Source organism: Streptomyces sp. NPDC107454 (assembly GCF_055582885.1).
Genome location: NZ_JBVJPA010000004.1, coordinates 494,546 through 510,436, shown reverse-complemented (window position 1 = coordinate 510,436; position 15,891 = coordinate 494,546). Strand labels below are relative to the sequence as shown.

Annotated in this window: 14 protein-coding genes; 5 read left to right on the top strand and 9 right to left on the bottom strand. The window is 71.4% G+C overall.

Annotated features, from left to right (window positions below):
• Positions 1–9: 9 nt before the first annotated feature.
• The 7 genes from ACZ69M_RS12510 to ACZ69M_RS12480 form a co-directional block, all read right to left on the bottom strand.
• Positions 10–978: a phosphotransferase family protein gene (locus ACZ69M_RS12510; protein ID WP_470049179.1), complete on the bottom strand. Its 969-nt coding sequence runs from the start codon at positions 976–978 to the stop codon at positions 10–12.
• Positions 975–2,186 carry an acyl-CoA dehydrogenase family protein gene (locus ACZ69M_RS12505; RefSeq protein WP_470049177.1) on the bottom strand — a complete coding sequence of 404 codons (1,212 nt, stop codon included), beginning with the start codon at positions 2,184–2,186 and terminating at the stop codon, positions 975–977. The genes ACZ69M_RS12510 and ACZ69M_RS12505 overlap by 4 nt, the downstream gene beginning before the upstream one ends.
• A gap of 22 nt (positions 2,187–2,208) precedes the next feature.
• The gene (locus ACZ69M_RS12500; RefSeq protein WP_470049175.1) at positions 2,209–3,357 is read right to left on the bottom strand and encodes a thiolase family protein; all 1,149 of its coding nucleotides are present in this window, start codon (positions 3,355–3,357) and stop codon (positions 2,209–2,211) included.
• On the bottom strand, positions 3,354–3,725 hold the full coding sequence (locus ACZ69M_RS12495; RefSeq protein ID WP_470049173.1) for a Zn-ribbon domain-containing OB-fold protein: 372 nt from the start codon (positions 3,723–3,725) through the stop codon (positions 3,354–3,356). Before ACZ69M_RS12495 ends, ACZ69M_RS12500 begins: the two co-directional genes overlap by 4 nt.
• The gene (locus ACZ69M_RS12490; RefSeq protein ID WP_060896214.1) at positions 3,710–4,498 is read right to left on the bottom strand and encodes an enoyl-CoA hydratase/isomerase family protein; all 789 of its coding nucleotides are present in this window, start codon (positions 4,496–4,498) and stop codon (positions 3,710–3,712) included. Before ACZ69M_RS12490 ends, ACZ69M_RS12495 begins: the two co-directional genes overlap by 16 nt.
• Before the next feature lie 97 nt (positions 4,499–4,595).
• Entirely contained in the window at positions 4,596–5,861 is a 1,266-nt protein-coding gene (locus ACZ69M_RS12485; RefSeq protein ID WP_470049171.1) for an acyl-CoA dehydrogenase family protein, read from the bottom strand.
• A gap of 265 nt (positions 5,862–6,126) precedes the next feature.
• Entirely contained in the window at positions 6,127–6,927 is an 801-nt protein-coding gene (locus ACZ69M_RS12480; protein ID WP_470049362.1) for an SDR family NAD(P)-dependent oxidoreductase, read from the bottom strand.
• Positions 6,928–7,053: 126 nt separating this feature from the next.
• Between ACZ69M_RS12480 and ACZ69M_RS12475 the strand changes: the two genes are divergently transcribed.
• The 5 genes from ACZ69M_RS12475 (at position 7,054) to ACZ69M_RS12455 (ending at position 14,474) form a co-directional block, all read left to right on the top strand.
• On the top strand, positions 7,054–8,091 hold the full coding sequence (locus ACZ69M_RS12475; RefSeq protein ID WP_470049169.1) for an alcohol dehydrogenase catalytic domain-containing protein: 1,038 nt from the start codon (positions 7,054–7,056) through the stop codon (positions 8,089–8,091).
• Between the two features lie 182 nt (positions 8,092–8,273).
• Entirely contained in the window at positions 8,274–9,653 is a 1,380-nt protein-coding gene (locus ACZ69M_RS12470) for an FAD-dependent oxidoreductase (RefSeq protein WP_470049167.1), read from the top strand.
• A gap of 70 nt (positions 9,654–9,723) precedes the next feature.
• Positions 9,724–10,593, top strand: a complete 870-nt coding sequence (locus ACZ69M_RS12465) for a branched-chain amino acid ABC transporter permease (RefSeq protein ID WP_470049165.1) — start codon at positions 9,724–9,726, stop codon at positions 10,591–10,593.
• Between the two features lie 30 nt (positions 10,594–10,623).
• On the top strand, positions 10,624–13,161 hold the full coding sequence (locus ACZ69M_RS12460) for an ATP-binding cassette domain-containing protein (RefSeq protein ID WP_470049163.1): 2,538 nt from the start codon (positions 10,624–10,626) through the stop codon (positions 13,159–13,161).
• Between the two features lie 104 nt (positions 13,162–13,265).
• The gene (locus ACZ69M_RS12455; RefSeq protein ID WP_470049161.1) at positions 13,266–14,474 is read left to right on the top strand and encodes an ABC transporter substrate-binding protein; all 1,209 of its coding nucleotides are present in this window, start codon (positions 13,266–13,268) and stop codon (positions 14,472–14,474) included.
• 103 nt (positions 14,475–14,577) lie between these two features.
• Here the strand turns inward: ACZ69M_RS12455 and tgmB are convergent, their stop codons facing one another.
• Both tgmB and tgmA read right to left on the bottom strand, forming a co-directional pair.
• Positions 14,578–15,522, bottom strand: coding sequence for an ATP-grasp ribosomal peptide maturase (gene tgmB, locus ACZ69M_RS12450; protein ID WP_060896219.1), 945 nt, complete (start codon positions 15,520–15,522; stop codon positions 14,578–14,580).
• A 15-nt stretch (positions 15,523–15,537) separates the two neighbouring features.
• Positions 15,538–15,729 (bottom strand): putative ATP-grasp-modified RiPP, encoded by a 192-nt coding sequence (tgmA, locus tag ACZ69M_RS12445; RefSeq protein WP_060896220.1) that lies wholly within the window; start codon positions 15,727–15,729, stop codon positions 15,538–15,540.
• Positions 15,730–15,891 lie beyond the last annotated feature (162 nt).

Genomic DNA, 15,891 nt, shown 5'->3' with positions numbered 1-15,891 from the left:
GGCGCTCCTTCAGGACCGTGGGGCGAGGATGTCGTGTGCCGTGCGGATCATCGCCGCGATGGTCGGCGGCAGCCGCTCCTGGTCGGGGTCGTGGTGCTTGCCCTCACGGTGTCTGCGCAGGTTGTGGCCCATGATCGCGGCCATTTTGGTGCGGGCCAGGGCGCGGAACCAGTCGAAGGCGGGGGGTATGGGGCGGCCGTCGAGATAGCGGGCCAGCAGTTCGTCCTCGGTGGGCAGGCCCGGTACGGGACGGCCGAGCCGGGGGAAGTTCCGGTGGTCGGCGAAGAGCAGGAACCAGCCGAGATCGACGCGCGGATCGCCGAGGCCCCAGATCTCCCAGTCGACGACCGCGGACGGACGCTCGCCCCGGCAGAGCACGTTGCCGAGCCTGAAGTCGCCGTGGATCAGCACGGGCGGCAGACTCTCGGGGATGCCGGCGGACAGCAGGCCCAGTACCTCCTCGGCACCCGGCCGCAGTGGGGCCGGTACGGCACGCATGGTCCGCGCCCAACGTTCCAGCTCGGCCACCGGGTCCAGAGGTTCGGCGCCGTCGAGGTGCGTGCGGTGCAGATCGCGCAGGACACCGGCCAGCGCCAGCATCCGCGTGCGGCACAGCTCCGGGTCCAGGCGGTGGTCGTCGAGGACGGGCTCGATCGCCTCTCCGGTCACGAACTCCATGGCGAACCAGGCCGGTTCGCGTTCGTCGACGGCGTAGACCTCCGGTACGGGCACCGGTGATCCGGCGAGGGCGCGCAGGATCCGGGCCTGGCGCAGTACGTCGTTGCGCCCGACGGGCCGCTGCCCCTCAGGCACGGCTTTGACGACGTACGCCCCGGTGCCCGCGGTGATCGAGTAGGTGAGTCCCGAGTGGCCGCCGGGCAGGGTGCGCAGATCGCCGAAGGGCTCGTTCGGGTGCCGGGCGGCGAGCCCGGCGCGGACGCGGTCCGCGAGTCGTGTCACCTCGGTGGCGGTGCTCAACGCCCCGCCCCCTTCGGTTCCTTGGGCAGTCCCAGCACGCGTTCGGCCAGGATGTTCCGCTGGATCTCGTCGCTGCCGCCCGCGATGCGGTAGCCGGGTGCGCCGAGCAGGTGCTCGGTCCAGGCGAAGGTGCCCCACTCCCCCGTGTCGGCGGCGAGGCGCGGTCCGAGGAGCTGTTGGACGAGGTCGGTGGTGGCGCGCAGGGTGGCGGTGGCGTGGAGCTTGCCGACCGAGGCTTCGGCGCCGGGTGCGCGTCCGGCGGCCAGCGCCGCCGTGACCCGCAGGCCGATGAGCCGCTGGACCAGGCTGCGGACGAAGAGGTCGGCAGACCGCTGCTGTTCGCCGCCGGTCAGCGGGCGGGGCAGCTGCCGGGCGAGGTCGAGAGCCCGGTCGGCGTTGTCCAGGCCGAGGCCGCCGGAGTCGAGGCGTTCGGCGGCGAGGACGGTCAGCGTCACCCGCCAGCCCTCGCCGACCGGGCCGAGCCGGTCGGTGTCCGGCACGAACACGTCGTCCAGATAGACCTCGTTGAAGCTGGAGCCACCGGTCATCTGCCGGATGGGCCGCACGACCACGCCCGGCGCGTCCATCCGGACCAGGAAGACGGTGATGCCGGCGTGCTTGGGCGCGTGCGGGTCGCTGCGGCAGACGGCCACGCCCCAGGTGGCGACGCGGGCGCCGGAGGTCCAGATCTTGTGACCGCTCAGGACCCAGCCGTCATCCTGACGGACGGCCCGGGTGCGGACGGCGGCGAGGTCGGAGCCGGCTTCGGTCTCGGAGAAGAGCTGGCAGGCGAGTTCGTCGGTGCGGAGCATGGGCCGCAGCCAGCGTCTCCGCTGTTCCTCGGTGCCCCAGATCCGGATCGCCGGGGCCACGAGCTGCTGGGTGACCGGGAAGACCTCGGTGCGCCGGGGCACGTCGAAACGGGCTTCCTCGGCGCGGTACAACTGCTCGTAGTACGCCGGGAGTTCCTGCCCCCCATGCTCCGGTGGCCAGTCCAGTGCGCCCCAGCCGTGGTCGAAGCGGGTGCGCTCCCAGCCCCGTATCCGATCGGTGTGCTCGCGTTCCTCCGCCTCACTCCAGTTCTCGAAGACGGCCACCGAGTCGTCGCCGACGCCCCACTCCCGGTGGTCGGGGCGCGCCGCCGCCACACCGGTCAGCCAGTGCCGGGCCGCGGCGCGGAACTCCTCGGGCTCGGGGATACCGCTCATGGTCCTCCTTCCGGACGGGGTCTCAGCGGGTCAGTACGGTGCAGGCGCTGACGCCCGGCGCCCCGTACACATGGGTGAAGCCTGTCGACGGGCGGTCCGGCAGCTGCCGTTCGCCCGCACGGCCGCGTAGTTGTTGGACGATCTCGTGGACCTGACGCAGGCCGGAGGCGCCGATGGGTTCGCCGTTGGCGATGCAGCCGCCGTCGGTGTTGACCGGCAGGGCGCCGCCGGGCGCGGTCGCGCCGGCGGGGATCAGCCGCTCCTGCTCGCCGTGCTCGCAGAACCCGCACTCGGCCAGGTGCATCACCTCGGCACCGCTCTCGGTGTCCTGGAGCTGGCACACGTCGATGTCCGACGGCCCCAGCCCGGCTTCCTCGAAGGCGAGTCGCGCGGCGTCGGCGCTGACACTGGTCGGGGTGCCGACGGGTGCCCAGGGGCTGAACACCTCGAAGGAGCCGAACCGCCGGGTGCGGACGACGGCCGCCCGCAGCGTGACCGGGGCCGCGTCCAGTTCGCGGGCGACCGCGCGGCTGCACAGGACAAGAGCCACGGCGCCCTGACCGGGTGAGCAGAACATGTACCGGGTCAGCGGGTCGTTGACCATGCCGGAGGCCAGGATCTCGTCCGCGTCGAGCGGTGTGCGCCGCCAGGCGTGGGGGTTGCGGGCCCCGTTCGCGTACGCCTTCTCCGCGACCAGGGCCAGCGTCCGGGCGGTGATCCCGTGGTCGTGCATGTACCGCTGGATCTTCATGGCGAAGAACTGGGTGGTCACCATCAGCCCGTCGCGCCCGTACGCCTCGTCGAGCCCCCAGTCGGCGGGCCGTGGATCGAAGGCGCCGCGTGGGTGCTTGTCGAAGCCGACGGCGAGGGTCACGTCCGCCGCCCCGGAGCGGATCGCGTCGACCGCCGAGACCAGGGCGCTGCCGCCGGTCGCGCAGCCGTTGCGGACGTTGACGAACGGCACGCCGGTCAGGCCGAGTTCGGCCACCAGCGTGTCGGCGTTGCCGGCCGCGTCGCTGCCGCCGTACGCCGCCCGGACGCGGGACCAGGGCAGTCCCGCGTCGGCCAGGGCGGCCCGCACGGCCCGCACGGCGAGCTGCCGGCCGCTCGCCTCCGTGCGGGCGAAGGAGGTGATTCCGGCACCGCACACGAGCACCTCCTCGGTCGTCATACGGCGACTCCCCCGGCCCGTGGTACGCCGTCCGCCGCCGCGATGGCGACCGGCATGCCGATCTTCAGGTCCTCGGCGTGCAGGTCGAGCACGGCCAACACCCGTACTCCTTCAGGTAGTTCGACGTAGCCGACGGCAAACGGCTCGAACCCGGAGGCGGGCTGGACGTAAGGCGGCGACTTGGGCGCGTGGCGCTGCACGGTCCACGTCCACAGCGTGCCCGTACCGGAGAGGACGACCGGCTCGGCCGGTCCGCCGCAGCGCGGGCACGACGGGTCGGCGGGGTGGACGGCCACCGCGCAGTCGGCGCACCGGGAGCCGCGCAGCGGGCCCCCGGCCTCCGGCAGGGGGCTCAGCGCCCCTTCCACTGCGGCTCCCGCTTCTCCAGGAACGCCGACACACCCTCCGCCGCGTCCTCGGAGTTGAGCATCACACCGACCGCGAGGTGCTCCATGACCATGAGCGACTGGATGTCGGCGTCCAGGCTCCGGTCGATGGTCATCTTGGTGATCCACATGGTGAACGGGCTCTTGTCGACGAGCTGGTCGGCGAACTCCTCGACCGTCGCGTCCAGCTTGTCGGCCGGCGCCGAGGAGTTGATGAGACCGAACTCGGCGGCCTCGACCCCGGTCAGCAGCTTTCCGGTGAGCATCAGCTCCTTCGTCTTGCGGACGCCGATCATGCGCGGCACCCGGTAGATCGGCCCGGCCCCGCCGAACAGGGCTCGGCGGATGTGGAAGTCGCCGATCAGGGCGTCGTCCGCGGCGATCGCGAAGTCGCAGGAGATCATCAACTCGAAGCCGCCCGCCGTGACATGGCCTTCGAGGACCGCGATCGACGGGGTCTTCATCGAGTACAGGCGGTCACAGACCTTCGCCGACTTCACGGCGACGTCGATCGCGTTGGACCTGCCGACGAAGTCGGCCTTGAGGCTGTCCAGGTCGAACCCGGAGCAGAAGGTGTTGCCCCGGCCGCGCAGCACCAGTACGCGCAGCTCGGGGTCGGCGTCGACCTCGGTGATGATCTCGTCCAGCCGGTCGAGGATCGGCACTGTCACGCAGTTCTTCTTGTGGGGCCGGTTCAGCCAGACCCGTGCGACGTGGCCGTCCCGCTCGAACTGGATCTCGTCTTCGACTGCCATGAGTTCCTCCAAACTGAACTGAATTCAGATTGATTCTGTGGGCGTTTAGATGCCCCTGTCAATGGACGGGGAAGCGATTCCCGAAACGGTCGGGCGCTCAGTCCACGCGGCTCGCTCGGTTCATACGGCTCGCTCGGTCCGTACGGCCGGTGAGGCCCAGCAGCCCGGCCAGCCGCAGACGATGGTCGTCGGCGGTGCCGAACAGCGCCTCGTCGGCCCGGGCCCGGCGCACATAGAGATGGGCGGGGTGCTCCCACGTGAAGCCGATCCCTCCGTGGAGCTGCACGTATTCCGCCGTCGCCAGCCGATAGGCACCGGAGCAGGCGACGGCCGCCGAACTCGCCGCCACCGGCAGCTCCGCGCGCCCGCCCGCGAGGCAGGCCGTCGCGTACGCCGAGGCGGACCGCGCTCCTTCGAGGTCGACCAGGAGGTCGGCGAGCCGGTGCTTGACCACCTGAAAGGACCCGATGGGCCGCCCGAACTGGGTTCGATGCCTGACGTACTCAAGGACGGCGTCCAGCGCGTGCGCTGATCCGCCCACGTGCTCGGCGGCCAGCGCCACCCGCCCCGCGTCCAGGACCGCCGCCACGATCGCGGCGGCCTGCCCTGCCTCACCGACCGGCTCGGCGGGCGTGCCCCGGAAACGTACGAGCGCCTGCCGCCGCGTGGGATCGAGAACGCGCCGGGCCACCCGCTCACAGCTCCCGGAACCGACACCCGGCCCCGTACCGGTCCCGGTCCCGGTCCTAGCCCCGGCCCCAGTCCTGGTCCCGGTCCCAGTCCTGGTCCCGGTCCCGGTCCCGCGGTCCGGTTCACAGGCGAACAGCCGCGCACCGTCCGGCGCTTCGGCCGCGACCAGGATCAGATCGGCCCCCTCCCCGTCGAGTACGAAGTCGGCCTCGCCGCGCAGCACCCAGCCGCCGGCGCCGCGCTCGGCGGTCACATTCGCCGCCTGCGGGAATCCGGCCACCGTCGCGGTGAGCGAGCCGTCCGCGATCCCCGGCAGCCAGCGCTGGCAGGCCTGCCGGTCACCGCTTCGCAGGAGCGTGTGCCCGGCCAGTACGACGGTCGGCAGCAGTGGCGCCGGGCCCAGCACGCGCGCGGTCTCCTCCAGAGCCACGGCGAGTTCGGCGAAGGTATAACCGGCGCCACCGAACTCCTCGGGGAAGGCGAGCGCCTGCACCCCGATCTCTCCCGCGAGCCGTTCCCACAGCAGCCGGTCGTGACCGCGGGGCCCCGCCGCCTGCTTGCGGACCTCTTCGGGTCCGCAGGTTTCCTTCAGCAGTTCTCGCAGCACCTCGCGGAGTTGGCGCCGCTCCTCACTCTCCAGCAGCAGCGTCGGATCGGTGTCGAGCCGGAACATACGAGCCTCCCTGGGGCCTTTCCGGCGGATTGGGTCGGAGAAAAGTAACGGCGCCTCATAAGCGCAGGTGAGCGGGGTCTGACGCGTCCAGCCGCAAGGCGGAGGAGGGCGTCGACGCGATGGGGGTCCCCCTGCTCGAGCGAAGCCGAGAGCTCGGGGGAGTCGGCAACCGACGACAACGCCGCTGGGGGCACCCCCTGCTCGAAGCAGCTTGGGGGAGGGCGTGCCAGACCCCGCGACCCCGGCATGATCCGCCGAACAGGCCCTAGACCGTGAAGCGTCCGCCGTTGGCCAGCAGCACCGCGCCGACGAGATTGGCCGCCGCGTCGCCGGCCAGGAACAGCGCGACGTCCGCGATCTCCTCGGGTGTCGCGTAGGGACGTACACGCGGGTCGGCGAAGCCCCGGCGCAGCGCCTCGGGCGTCCTGGCGGCCATCCCCGTCTCGGTCGGCCCGGGTGCCACCGTGTTGACGCGGATTCCGAACGCGATCGCCTCCTTCGCAACCGACTGGCTCAGCGCGTGCGCTCCGGCCTTGGACGCCGCGTAGTGCGGATAGCCGGCCTGGGTGTCGAAGGCCGAGGAGGAGCCGACGGTGACGACCGCACCGGAACGGTTCGGCGCCATGGCCCGCAGTGCGGCGCGCAGAACATGGAAAGTGCCGTCGAGATTGACCCGCATGACGCGCCGCCACGCGGCCTCGCCGAGCCGTGTGGTCACCTCGGGCGGCCGGTCGGCCAGCAGGGCTTCGGCGATCCACTGCTTCGCCCCGGGGTCGTCGACTCCGGCGGCGTGCACCACGACGTCCAGACGTCCGTACTCGCGCACGGCCTCGTCGAAGACCCGGTCGACCTGCCCGCCGTCCCCGACGTCCACGGTCACCGGCCGCGCTCCGGGCAGTTCCTTCGTGACTGCCCGGGCCGCGGCGGCGTCGATGTCCGCCACCAGCACCAGGGCGCCCTGCGTGGCGAACCGCCGGGCGACCGCGGCCCCGATGCCGGAGCCCGCGCCGGTCACCAGCGCGATCCTGCCCGTGAAGTCTTCGTGTGCCGGGCCCTCGCCGTCCATGAGATCCACCGCCCCACTCGGTTGCCGTGCCGGGTTGTCACACTCGGCCACTGGACCAGTTACTGAACTGACTTCATTTTTGTTAACCTCTCACGTATGTCAACAGGCGTGACAAGAGCGATTCGAATGACGCGATGGGGCGGCCCACCGGTGCTCACCGAGGTGGCACGGCCGGTACCGCGCGGCGAAGAGGTCCTGGTGCGGGTCGAGGCGGCCGGGCTGTGCCGCTCCGACCTCCATGTCCTGGACGCGGCACCGGGCGCCCTGCCGTACCGGACACCGTTCACCCTCGGCCATGAGGTCGCGGGTCGAGTGGCCGCGCGCGGCCCCGAGGCCTCCGGCCCCGCGATCGGTGAGCGCGTGGTCGTCTACGGCCCCTGGGGCTGCGGGCGTTGCGCCCGCTGCTCGGCCGGGGCGGAGAACCACTGCGACGCGCGCCCCGCTCTGGACGCGGCCCGCGCAGGTACCGGGGCGGGGCTCGGACGCGACGGCGGAATGTCCGACCACCTGCTCGTACCGTCCGGGCGGGTGCTGGTTCCGGTGGGCGACCTGGACCCCGTGCAGGCCGCGCCCCTGTCCGACGCCGGACTCACCTCGTACCACGCCGTGGCCGGCGTCCGTTCGGCGCTCGGAGAGGGCGCGAGCGTAGTCGTGCTCGGGGTCGGCGGGCTGGGGCATCTGGCGGTGCGGATCCTGCGCGCCACCACGTCCGCGTACGTCCTCGCCGTGGACGTACGCGAAGAGGCACTCGCCCTGGCCGACACGTGCGGTGCGCACTTCGGCGCGCTCCTGGGCCCCCGCACGGCGGAGGTACTGCGCCGGCAGGTCGGCGGGGCCGGGGCCGACGCCGTGCTGGACTTCGTCGGCAGCCGGTCCAGCCTGGAGCTCGCGACCGGCGTCCTGCGCGCGGGCGGAGAGCTGGCCGTCGTGGGGAGCGGCGGCGGTGAGCTGACCGTCCGCAAGTCCGGCGCGCTCCCTCCGGGGCTGCGGATCTCGCTGCCCTTCTGGGGGACGCGGCCGGAACTGGAGGAGGTCGTGGACCTTGCGCGCGAGGGGGTGCTGACGGTGGAGACAGAGCAATTCCCGCTGTCGGGAGCGATGGAGGCGTTCGACAGGCTCCGCTCCGGCGACCTGCGTGGGCGCGCGGTGCTCGTACCCGACTGAGCCCGGCACCGGACAGCCCCAGCCGTACCCCACCCTCAACCTCGCCGCCGCTCCCCACTCTCGGCCGAGCACGGCCGCAATCATCTGCCGTCCGGACTCTCGACTACAGAAGTGAGTTCAATTAGGGTCTGGTTCCACGCAACGACGCGACAAGGCGGTGGGCCGCTGTGCACGCTCGAAAAGTGGATCTGCTGGTGATCGGCGGTGGTATGGCCGGCCTCACGGCCGCCGCCAGGGTGGCGCACGAGGGCGGCTCCGTCGTCCTGGTGGAACGGGCAAAGCGCACCGGAGGCTCGGCGCGCCTGGCCGGTTTCGTCTGGACGGCCCCCACCCTCGACGAGTTGCGCCGCGTCAACCCGGACGGCGATCCGGAGCTCGCGCAGGCGCTGTTGGAGGGCTTCGCCGAGGGAGTGGCCTGGATCGGCTCGCTCGGTGTGGAGTGCCGCCCGCCCGTCCCCGTCCTCGGCTTCGGCCGTGGACACCAGATCGACACCCACCACTATCTCGACACCTGCGAGCGGCTGGTCCGCGACCGGGGCGGGGAAGTACTGACAGGCACCGAAACCCGCATGCTGGTGACGGAGGACGGTGTGGTCAAGGGTGCGGAGTGCGTGCTGCCGGACGGATCCGTGCGGCGGATCGACGCGGCCTGGACCCTGCTCGCGACCGGCGGCTTCCAGGGTGACCCGGAGCTACGCGCCGAGCACGTCCACGATCAGGCCCGCGACATCGAACTGCGCGCCAACCCGCACAGCCGGGGCGGCGGGCTCGCGCTCGGCCTCACCGCGGGGGCGGCGTTCGGCAGGAAGGACGCGGGCTTCTACGGACACCTGATGCCGGCGGGCGTATCCCTGTCCGACCCGGCGCGCTTCGTCGACCTCGCCCTCTACTTCAGCGAGCACGCCCTGCTCTTCGACCTCACGGGCGAGCGATTCGTCGACGAGACCGTCGGGGACCATCTGACCGCCATGGCGCTCCTGGAACGACCGGGGGCCCGGGGGCTGTTGGTCGCCGACGCGCGCGTGCACAGGGAGTGGATCTCGGCCTCGTACGTGGAGGGGATCCCGGGCGTGGACAAGTTCCAGCTGTGCCACCGCGCCGGTGCCCGGAGCGCGGTGGCGGAGAGCCTGGAGGAGTTCGCCTGGATGCCCGAGGAATGGGGCTATCCGGGCGCCCGGATCAGGGACCGCGTCGAGGAGTTCAACTCCGCCGTGCGCGGCGGCGGCGAGACGGTTCCCGGGCGGCTGCTCGACCGGCAGCCGCTCGACGAGCCACCTTTCTATGTGATCGAGGCCGCCCCCGCGATCACGTTCACCTTCGGCGGTCTGCTGATCGACGCCGAGGCGCACGCCCTGTCCGCGGACGTGCGGGGGACGATCCCCGGCCTGCTGGTGGCCGGTGCGGACGCGGGCGGACTGTACCGGCGGGCCTACGCCGGCGGCCTCGCCCCCGCGCTGGTGTTCGGCCTCGCGGCCGCTCGGACCGCGCTCGGCCGAGGCGGTGAATCGCACTCCGACAAATCCGGTGCAGCGGTCTTGCCCGGTCGCCGTCCGAGTGTCTAGCTTACCGAATTGAGTTCAATTTACATAAGCGGTTCGTGGCACGAACCCGCTTCCTGAAGAGGGAGGGACTGTGAGTCAGTTCCTGCTTGTCCTGGTCAGCGGTGTGGCCGGCGGAGCCGTGTACGGGCTCATCGGACTCGGGCTGGTCATCATCTACCGGGCCACCGACGTCGTGAACTTCGCGATGGCCTCCCTGGCGACCCTGGGCCTGTACGTGGCGGTATCGCTCCGGGACCGCGGTGTGGCCACGGTGCTCGGCGTGCTGGCGGCGATCACCATCACCGTCGTGGCCGGCCTGCTGGTCCGCGAAACGGTGATCAGGCCGCTCGGCCAGGGGCAGTTGTTCTCGGCGCTCGTCCTGACGATGGGCGTCTCGCTGGTGGCCGAGAGCGCGGCCGGTTCGATCTGGGGCGACCAGCCGAAGGCCTTCCCCAGCCTGGTCGAGGGAACGGTGCGCTGGTCGGGTGCGGCGATGCCGGCCCAGAGCCTGCTGACGATCGCCGTCGCCGCCGTGGCGATGGCACTGGTCGGCTATCTGTTCGGACGGACCACCCTCGGCTCGGCCATGCGTGCCGTGGCCGAGAGCGCGGACACCGCGCGGGTCGTGGGGCTGGGCGCACAACGTCTCGCGCGGATCGCCTGGGCCCTGGGCCTCGGCCTCGCCGCGCTGGGCGCCTGTCTGTACGCTCCGCGGGCCGGGCTCGTGCCCACCATGCTCAGCGCACCGCTCTTCCGTGCCTTCGCCGGGATCTTCCTGGGGGGTCTGACGAGCATGTACGGGGCCGTCATCGGCGGACTGACCGTCGGCGTGCTGGACAACCTGGCGGCGAACTACGTCTCCGCCAGCCTCCGGGACACGTTCGTGTTCTCGTTCACCGTTCTGGTGCTGCTCGTCCGACCGCAGGGCATGTTCGGCACCCGCACCTTCCAACGGGTCTGAGAGATCCGAGGGATCTGAGGAGTCGCATCCATGGTCTTCAACCGTTCCGTCCTGGCGAAGGCGGCACTCGGGCCGGCCGCCGGCGCGGTGCTCATGGCCTTCATGGCGTCCGGTGCGATCCCGGCGTACCAGATGTACTCGGTGGCGCTCGCGGCGGTCTACTCGATCGTGGTGCTGTCGGTCGGCCTGCTGGCCGGCTGGTCAGGCATCTGGTCGGTGGGGCATCCGGCGTTCTTCGCCATCGGCGCCTACTTCGCCGCCTATGGCAGCGGTCACGACTGGCCGCTGGAGGCGGTGGTGCTCGGGGCGGTCGTCACCGGCGCCGTCCTCGGCACCTTCCTCGGCTACGCGGGCGCCCGGTTCTCGACGCTCTACATCGCCCTGCTGACCCTCGCGTTCACGATGGTGGCGCTGGAACTGATCAATCGCTGGAGCAGCGTGACCGGCGGTGACCAGGGAGCGCCGGTGCTGCAACTGCGCAGCGTCCTCGGCCTCGGCACCCTCGCGGGCGGCGGCACCGAACCGCAGTACCTCGCGGTGGGGGCCGCCGCCGTGGTGCTCGCGCTGGCCGTGCCCGCAGCCGCGTCGGGACTGCGGATGCGGCTGGTCGCCGCCAAGTCGCATCCGCTGGCGGCCCGTACGATCGGGATCGCGCCCGAGGCGCAGTCGGCCCTGGCATTCGCGGCGAGCGCCGCGTGCACCAGCTTCGCGGGCGTGCTGCTCGGTCTGATCACCGGCTTCGTCAGCCCCGACCCGTTCTCGCTCGGCTTCGGCATCGCGCTCGTCGCGGCCTGTGTCCTCGGCGGGGTGGGGACCGTCCTCGGTGCGGTGGCCGGTGGTGCCTATCTGACCTGGAACCCCTCGCTCTCGTCCGCCGTCGGGCTGCCGCAGCCGGTCGTGCAGGGCCTCGTGCTGATCAGTGTGCTTCTCTTCCTTCCCGGAGGGGCCGTGCCCTTCCTGGCGCGGCCCGTGCGGGCCCTGTTCCGGCGTGCCCTCCCCCGGCGGGAGGAACGGCGGCAGGCAGCGGCCCTTCCTCCCGTCAGTCCCGCCGCCGACCTGCCCGGCGACACCCCGCCACCGGTGCGGGCGGCCGGTGCGGACTCCCCGGCACTGCTGCGGCTGGAGCATGTGTCCGTCGCGTACGGCGGGCTGAAGGCCCTGGAAGACGCCTCGCTGTCGGTGCGCCAGGGCGAGATCCTGGCCGTCATCGGGCCCAACGGGGCGGGCAAGACAACCCTGTTGAACGTCCTGTCGGGGCTCACCGGCAACGGCCGGGTCAACGGAAGCGCCGACTTCGCGGGCAGGCCGCTGCTGAGGACGAGGGCGACCGCACGGCGCCGCCTCGGCATCGGCCGCACCTTCCAGCACGCGGAGGTCTTCTCCGAACTCACCGTCGCCGAGAACGTGTTGTGCACCCGGCGCCGGATCACGGCCGGGCACCGGGCCTCCGTCGCGCGGCTGCTCGACGCCGTCGGTCTCGCCGACGTGGCGGACCGCCGCCCGGCCGAGCTCCCGTTCGGTCTGCAAAAGCGCCTCGACCTCGCCCGCGCGATGGCCGAGGAGCCGAGGCTGCTGGTGCTGGACGAGCCGTTCGGAGGCCTGGACGCAGGCGAACGGGCGCTGCTGGCCGACCACATCAGGCGGCTGCAGGCCCGCGGTACCGCCGTCGTGGTCATCGACCACGTGCTGGACGACCTCTTCTCCGTCGCCCACCGGGTGCTCGCCTTCGACTTCGGCCGCACGATCGGCGAGGGCACACCGGACACCGTTCTGGAGGATCCCGAGGTGCGTTCGTCGTACCTGGGTACGGTCGGCGGCAAGGCGGAACTGCCCGAGCGGGTCGGCGAGCGGTCGGTGATCCGGCTCCGCGGGGTCGGCCACACGTACGGCGGCGTGGTCGCGCTGCGGGATGTCGACCTGGACGTCCGGGAAGGGGTCGTGCTCGGCGTCACGGGCGCCAACGGCGCGGGCAAGAGCACGCTCGCCGGTGTCCTGCACGGCTCGTTGCACCCCGCCCGGGGCAGCAGGGTGACGGACATCGGCGGGGGCGGGACCGCCCGCACCAGTCTGGCGCCCGAGGGGCGGGCCCTGTTCAAGACGCTCTCGCTGCGGGAGAACCTGGAGGTCGCGGCGTACGCGGCCGGTATCACCGGTGCGCCGCTGCGCGAGCGTCTCGAGGAGACTACCGAGTGGCTGCCGCCCCGGCTGCGCGACCGGATGTCCACCTCGGCCGCCGCGCTGTCGGGAGGCGAGCAGCAGATGCTCGCCATCGCCCGCGCGCTGATCGTCCGGCCGGACGTCCTGATCGTGGACGAACCGGCGCTCGGTCTGGCTCCCGCGCTGGTCGACGAGGTCTACGACCGGCTGGTCCGGCTGGCCCACGACGGACTGACGGTCGTGCTGCTGGAGCAACTGCTCAGCCGGGCGATGTCCGTGTGCCACGAGGTGGTCGTGCTCCACGAGGGCGTGGTCGCCGCCCAGGGAAGGCCCGGCGACCCGTCGTTCGCCGCCCTGGCCGAGGCGGCGTACTTCAGCGGGGACCGGGTGACCGCGGTGAGTACCGCCTAGGAAACCTCTCCCCCTCAGCCCAGCCCCCCTCGCGCACGACGCACCGTGGAACTGCCCCGCTCGCTCCGCATGAAATGAACTCAGCTCGGAAAATGAGGTGGACCGTGTTCCGGAGAACGACAAGACTCCGCCGTACGGCGGGGACGATAGCCGTCCTCGCCACCGTGACCCTGGCGGCCAACGCTTGCGCGGGCCAGGATTCCGCAGGGGCCGGCGGCAACCCATCGGAGATCAACATCGGCGCGTGGGTGCCGCTCACCGGACCTACCGCCTCCTACGGCGTGCCGGAGAAGGCGGGCGCGGAAGCGTACTTCAAGATGCTCAACGCCCAGGGCGGGATCAACGGCCGCAAGGTCAACTGGACCGTCAAGGACAACGCCGCCGATCCGCAGCAGACCGTGCAGATCGCGCGTGAACTGGTCGGCCAGGACAAGGTCGTCGCCATCGTCAACGCCAATGGCACCGCGCAGGCCGAGGCTTCCTTCCCCTTCGTCCTGCAGCAGTCGAAGGTTCCGATCCTCAACGAGGTGGGTGGCAGCGAGGCCTGGTACGAGCCGCCGCGCCCCGGGCTCTTCGGCACCCAGACCCTGTACGAGGACCAGGCGTCGGCGGTCGCCGCCTGGGCGGTCCAGGACGGCGCGAAGAAGATCCTCGTCGTCCACAGCGACCCGGCCGCGTTCGTCAATGTGGCCAAACAGGTGGAGCCCGTCGCGAAGAAGGTGAACCCGTCGGTGGAGGTGGACCGGCTGACGGTCAAGTTCGCGACGACGGACTACACACCGGTGATCAGCAAGGTGAAGGCCAAGAATCCCGACGCGGTGGTGCTGATCCTCACCTCGCCCGAGGCGGCGGCCTATCTCAAGGAGGCCAAGCTCCAAGGGCTGAAGCAGGCCACCTACGCCTACGCACCCGTCGCCGCGGAGTCGACCATCGCCCTGGCGAAGGACGCCGCCGAGGGGCTCAAGGCCATACAACTGGTGAAGGCTCCCTCCGACGCCGACCCGGCGGTGCAGGAGTTCAGGACCGCGATGGCCAAGTACGAACCCGGTCAGGACGCCGGATTCCTCGCGCTGTGGGGGTGGAGCAACGCCAAAGTGTTCGCGCAGATCGCGAAGACCATCAAGGGACCCGTCACCTCAGCCGCGATCACCAAGGCGTACGAGAAGGCCACCGCGGTGGATCCAGGCGTCTCGCCCGTGATGCGGTTCAGCGCGAACGATCACCTCGGAACCCGGAGCGTGCAGCGAGTGGTCGTGAAGAAGGGGGTCTGGGTCTCCAGCGGCGACTTCTACACACCTCCCGCGCGCGACTGAGTCCCGTACGGCGGGCGGGAGCGCCACCTCGACGCGGTGCCCGCCTCATCGGCGAGGCCGGGCCCCGCCGCACAGGTGGAAGATCGAGCCAGGTCGACGCGCGTCAATGGCCCTTGGCAGCCGGCCTTCGTTGGGAGAGCCACAGGGCGACCGCCTCCGAGATGGGTTGGCCGGTCTCCAGTTCGATGAAGCCGAACTGCCCGCCCTGGTTGCCCTCAAGGAACCACCAGACGCCGTCCTCGTCCTCGGCGAAGTCGAAGGCGGCGTAAGCGAGTCCGGTGAACGCGGTGTACTCCTGGACGGAGCGGGAGATGCGGCCGGGCACCGGGGTGGGCTCCCAGCCGTGTCCGGTCTCGCCGAAGCGCCCGTCCACCTGCCCGGCCTCGGCGACCTTCCGTGCGGCGAACAGCTGGTTGCCGATACAGGTGAGCCGGATGTCGGCCCGCTTGGGGATGTACTGCTGAAGCAGCGCGGGACCGGCCGCGACGCCGGAGAAGTCCGCGTCGGGGCCGATCAGCGTGGTCGGCAGGGCCACCGGGGGTTCGCCGGGCGGCGGCCCCGAGGCGGACTTCACCACCACCTGCCGGTACTCCTCCACGAACTGCTGGGCCACCCGCGGAGCGGTGGTGATCACGGTCGGTGGGACCGCGAAGCCACTGCTGTGGGCGACCCGAAGCTGCCAGGGTTTGTGCCGGGCCTGCTCGGCCCGGCGCGGGTGGTTCATCCAGCGGGTGGAGGCGGAGTAGAGCATGCCGAACAGGGCCTGCTTGGTCTCCGCGGTGAGCCACGGCGAGGGCTCCGCCGCGTGCGCCGCGGGTTCACCCGGACGGCGTACCCACACGGAACGCAGGCCGCCCATGCTGAGCACATGGCCGTTGACCGAGAGGTAGCCGTCGAAGTCACCGTGCGCGTAGTCCGCGGACAGCACCGCCTTGCCCGGCAGGTCGGCCGGGTCGAGGCGCACCATCGGCACGCCCTGTTCGTGCAGCCTGGCCACGACCATGTCGGCGGTGACGTCCTGCTCCGCCGTGAGAATGAGTACCGTCATGTGAGTGAGGGGCCGTCAGTCGTCGAAGTGCGTCTGGGAACCGGCGGTGGAGGTGGTCGTGCCGGTGGCCATGAGAAGGGCGTGGTCGCTGACGGCCGGGCGGCCGTCGGGCAGCACGTTCAGTTGCAGGGACACATCGAAGTGGTACGGGGGTATTGCGGCCGAATGCCCCGTGGGCAAGGCGTAGTTGAGGGTGAACGGTCGCACGAAGGTTCCTCCCGCCATCTCACGATGTTCTGCACCCTTCCCTACGTGTCGCGACCGTAAGGAATTCATCACTTTCCGCCACATCAGGGTGAAGGGCATCACATCGCGTCGTTTCAGGCTTGCTTGTTTCCGTATTGCACGTGTGTGTGCTTGGTTGTCTGC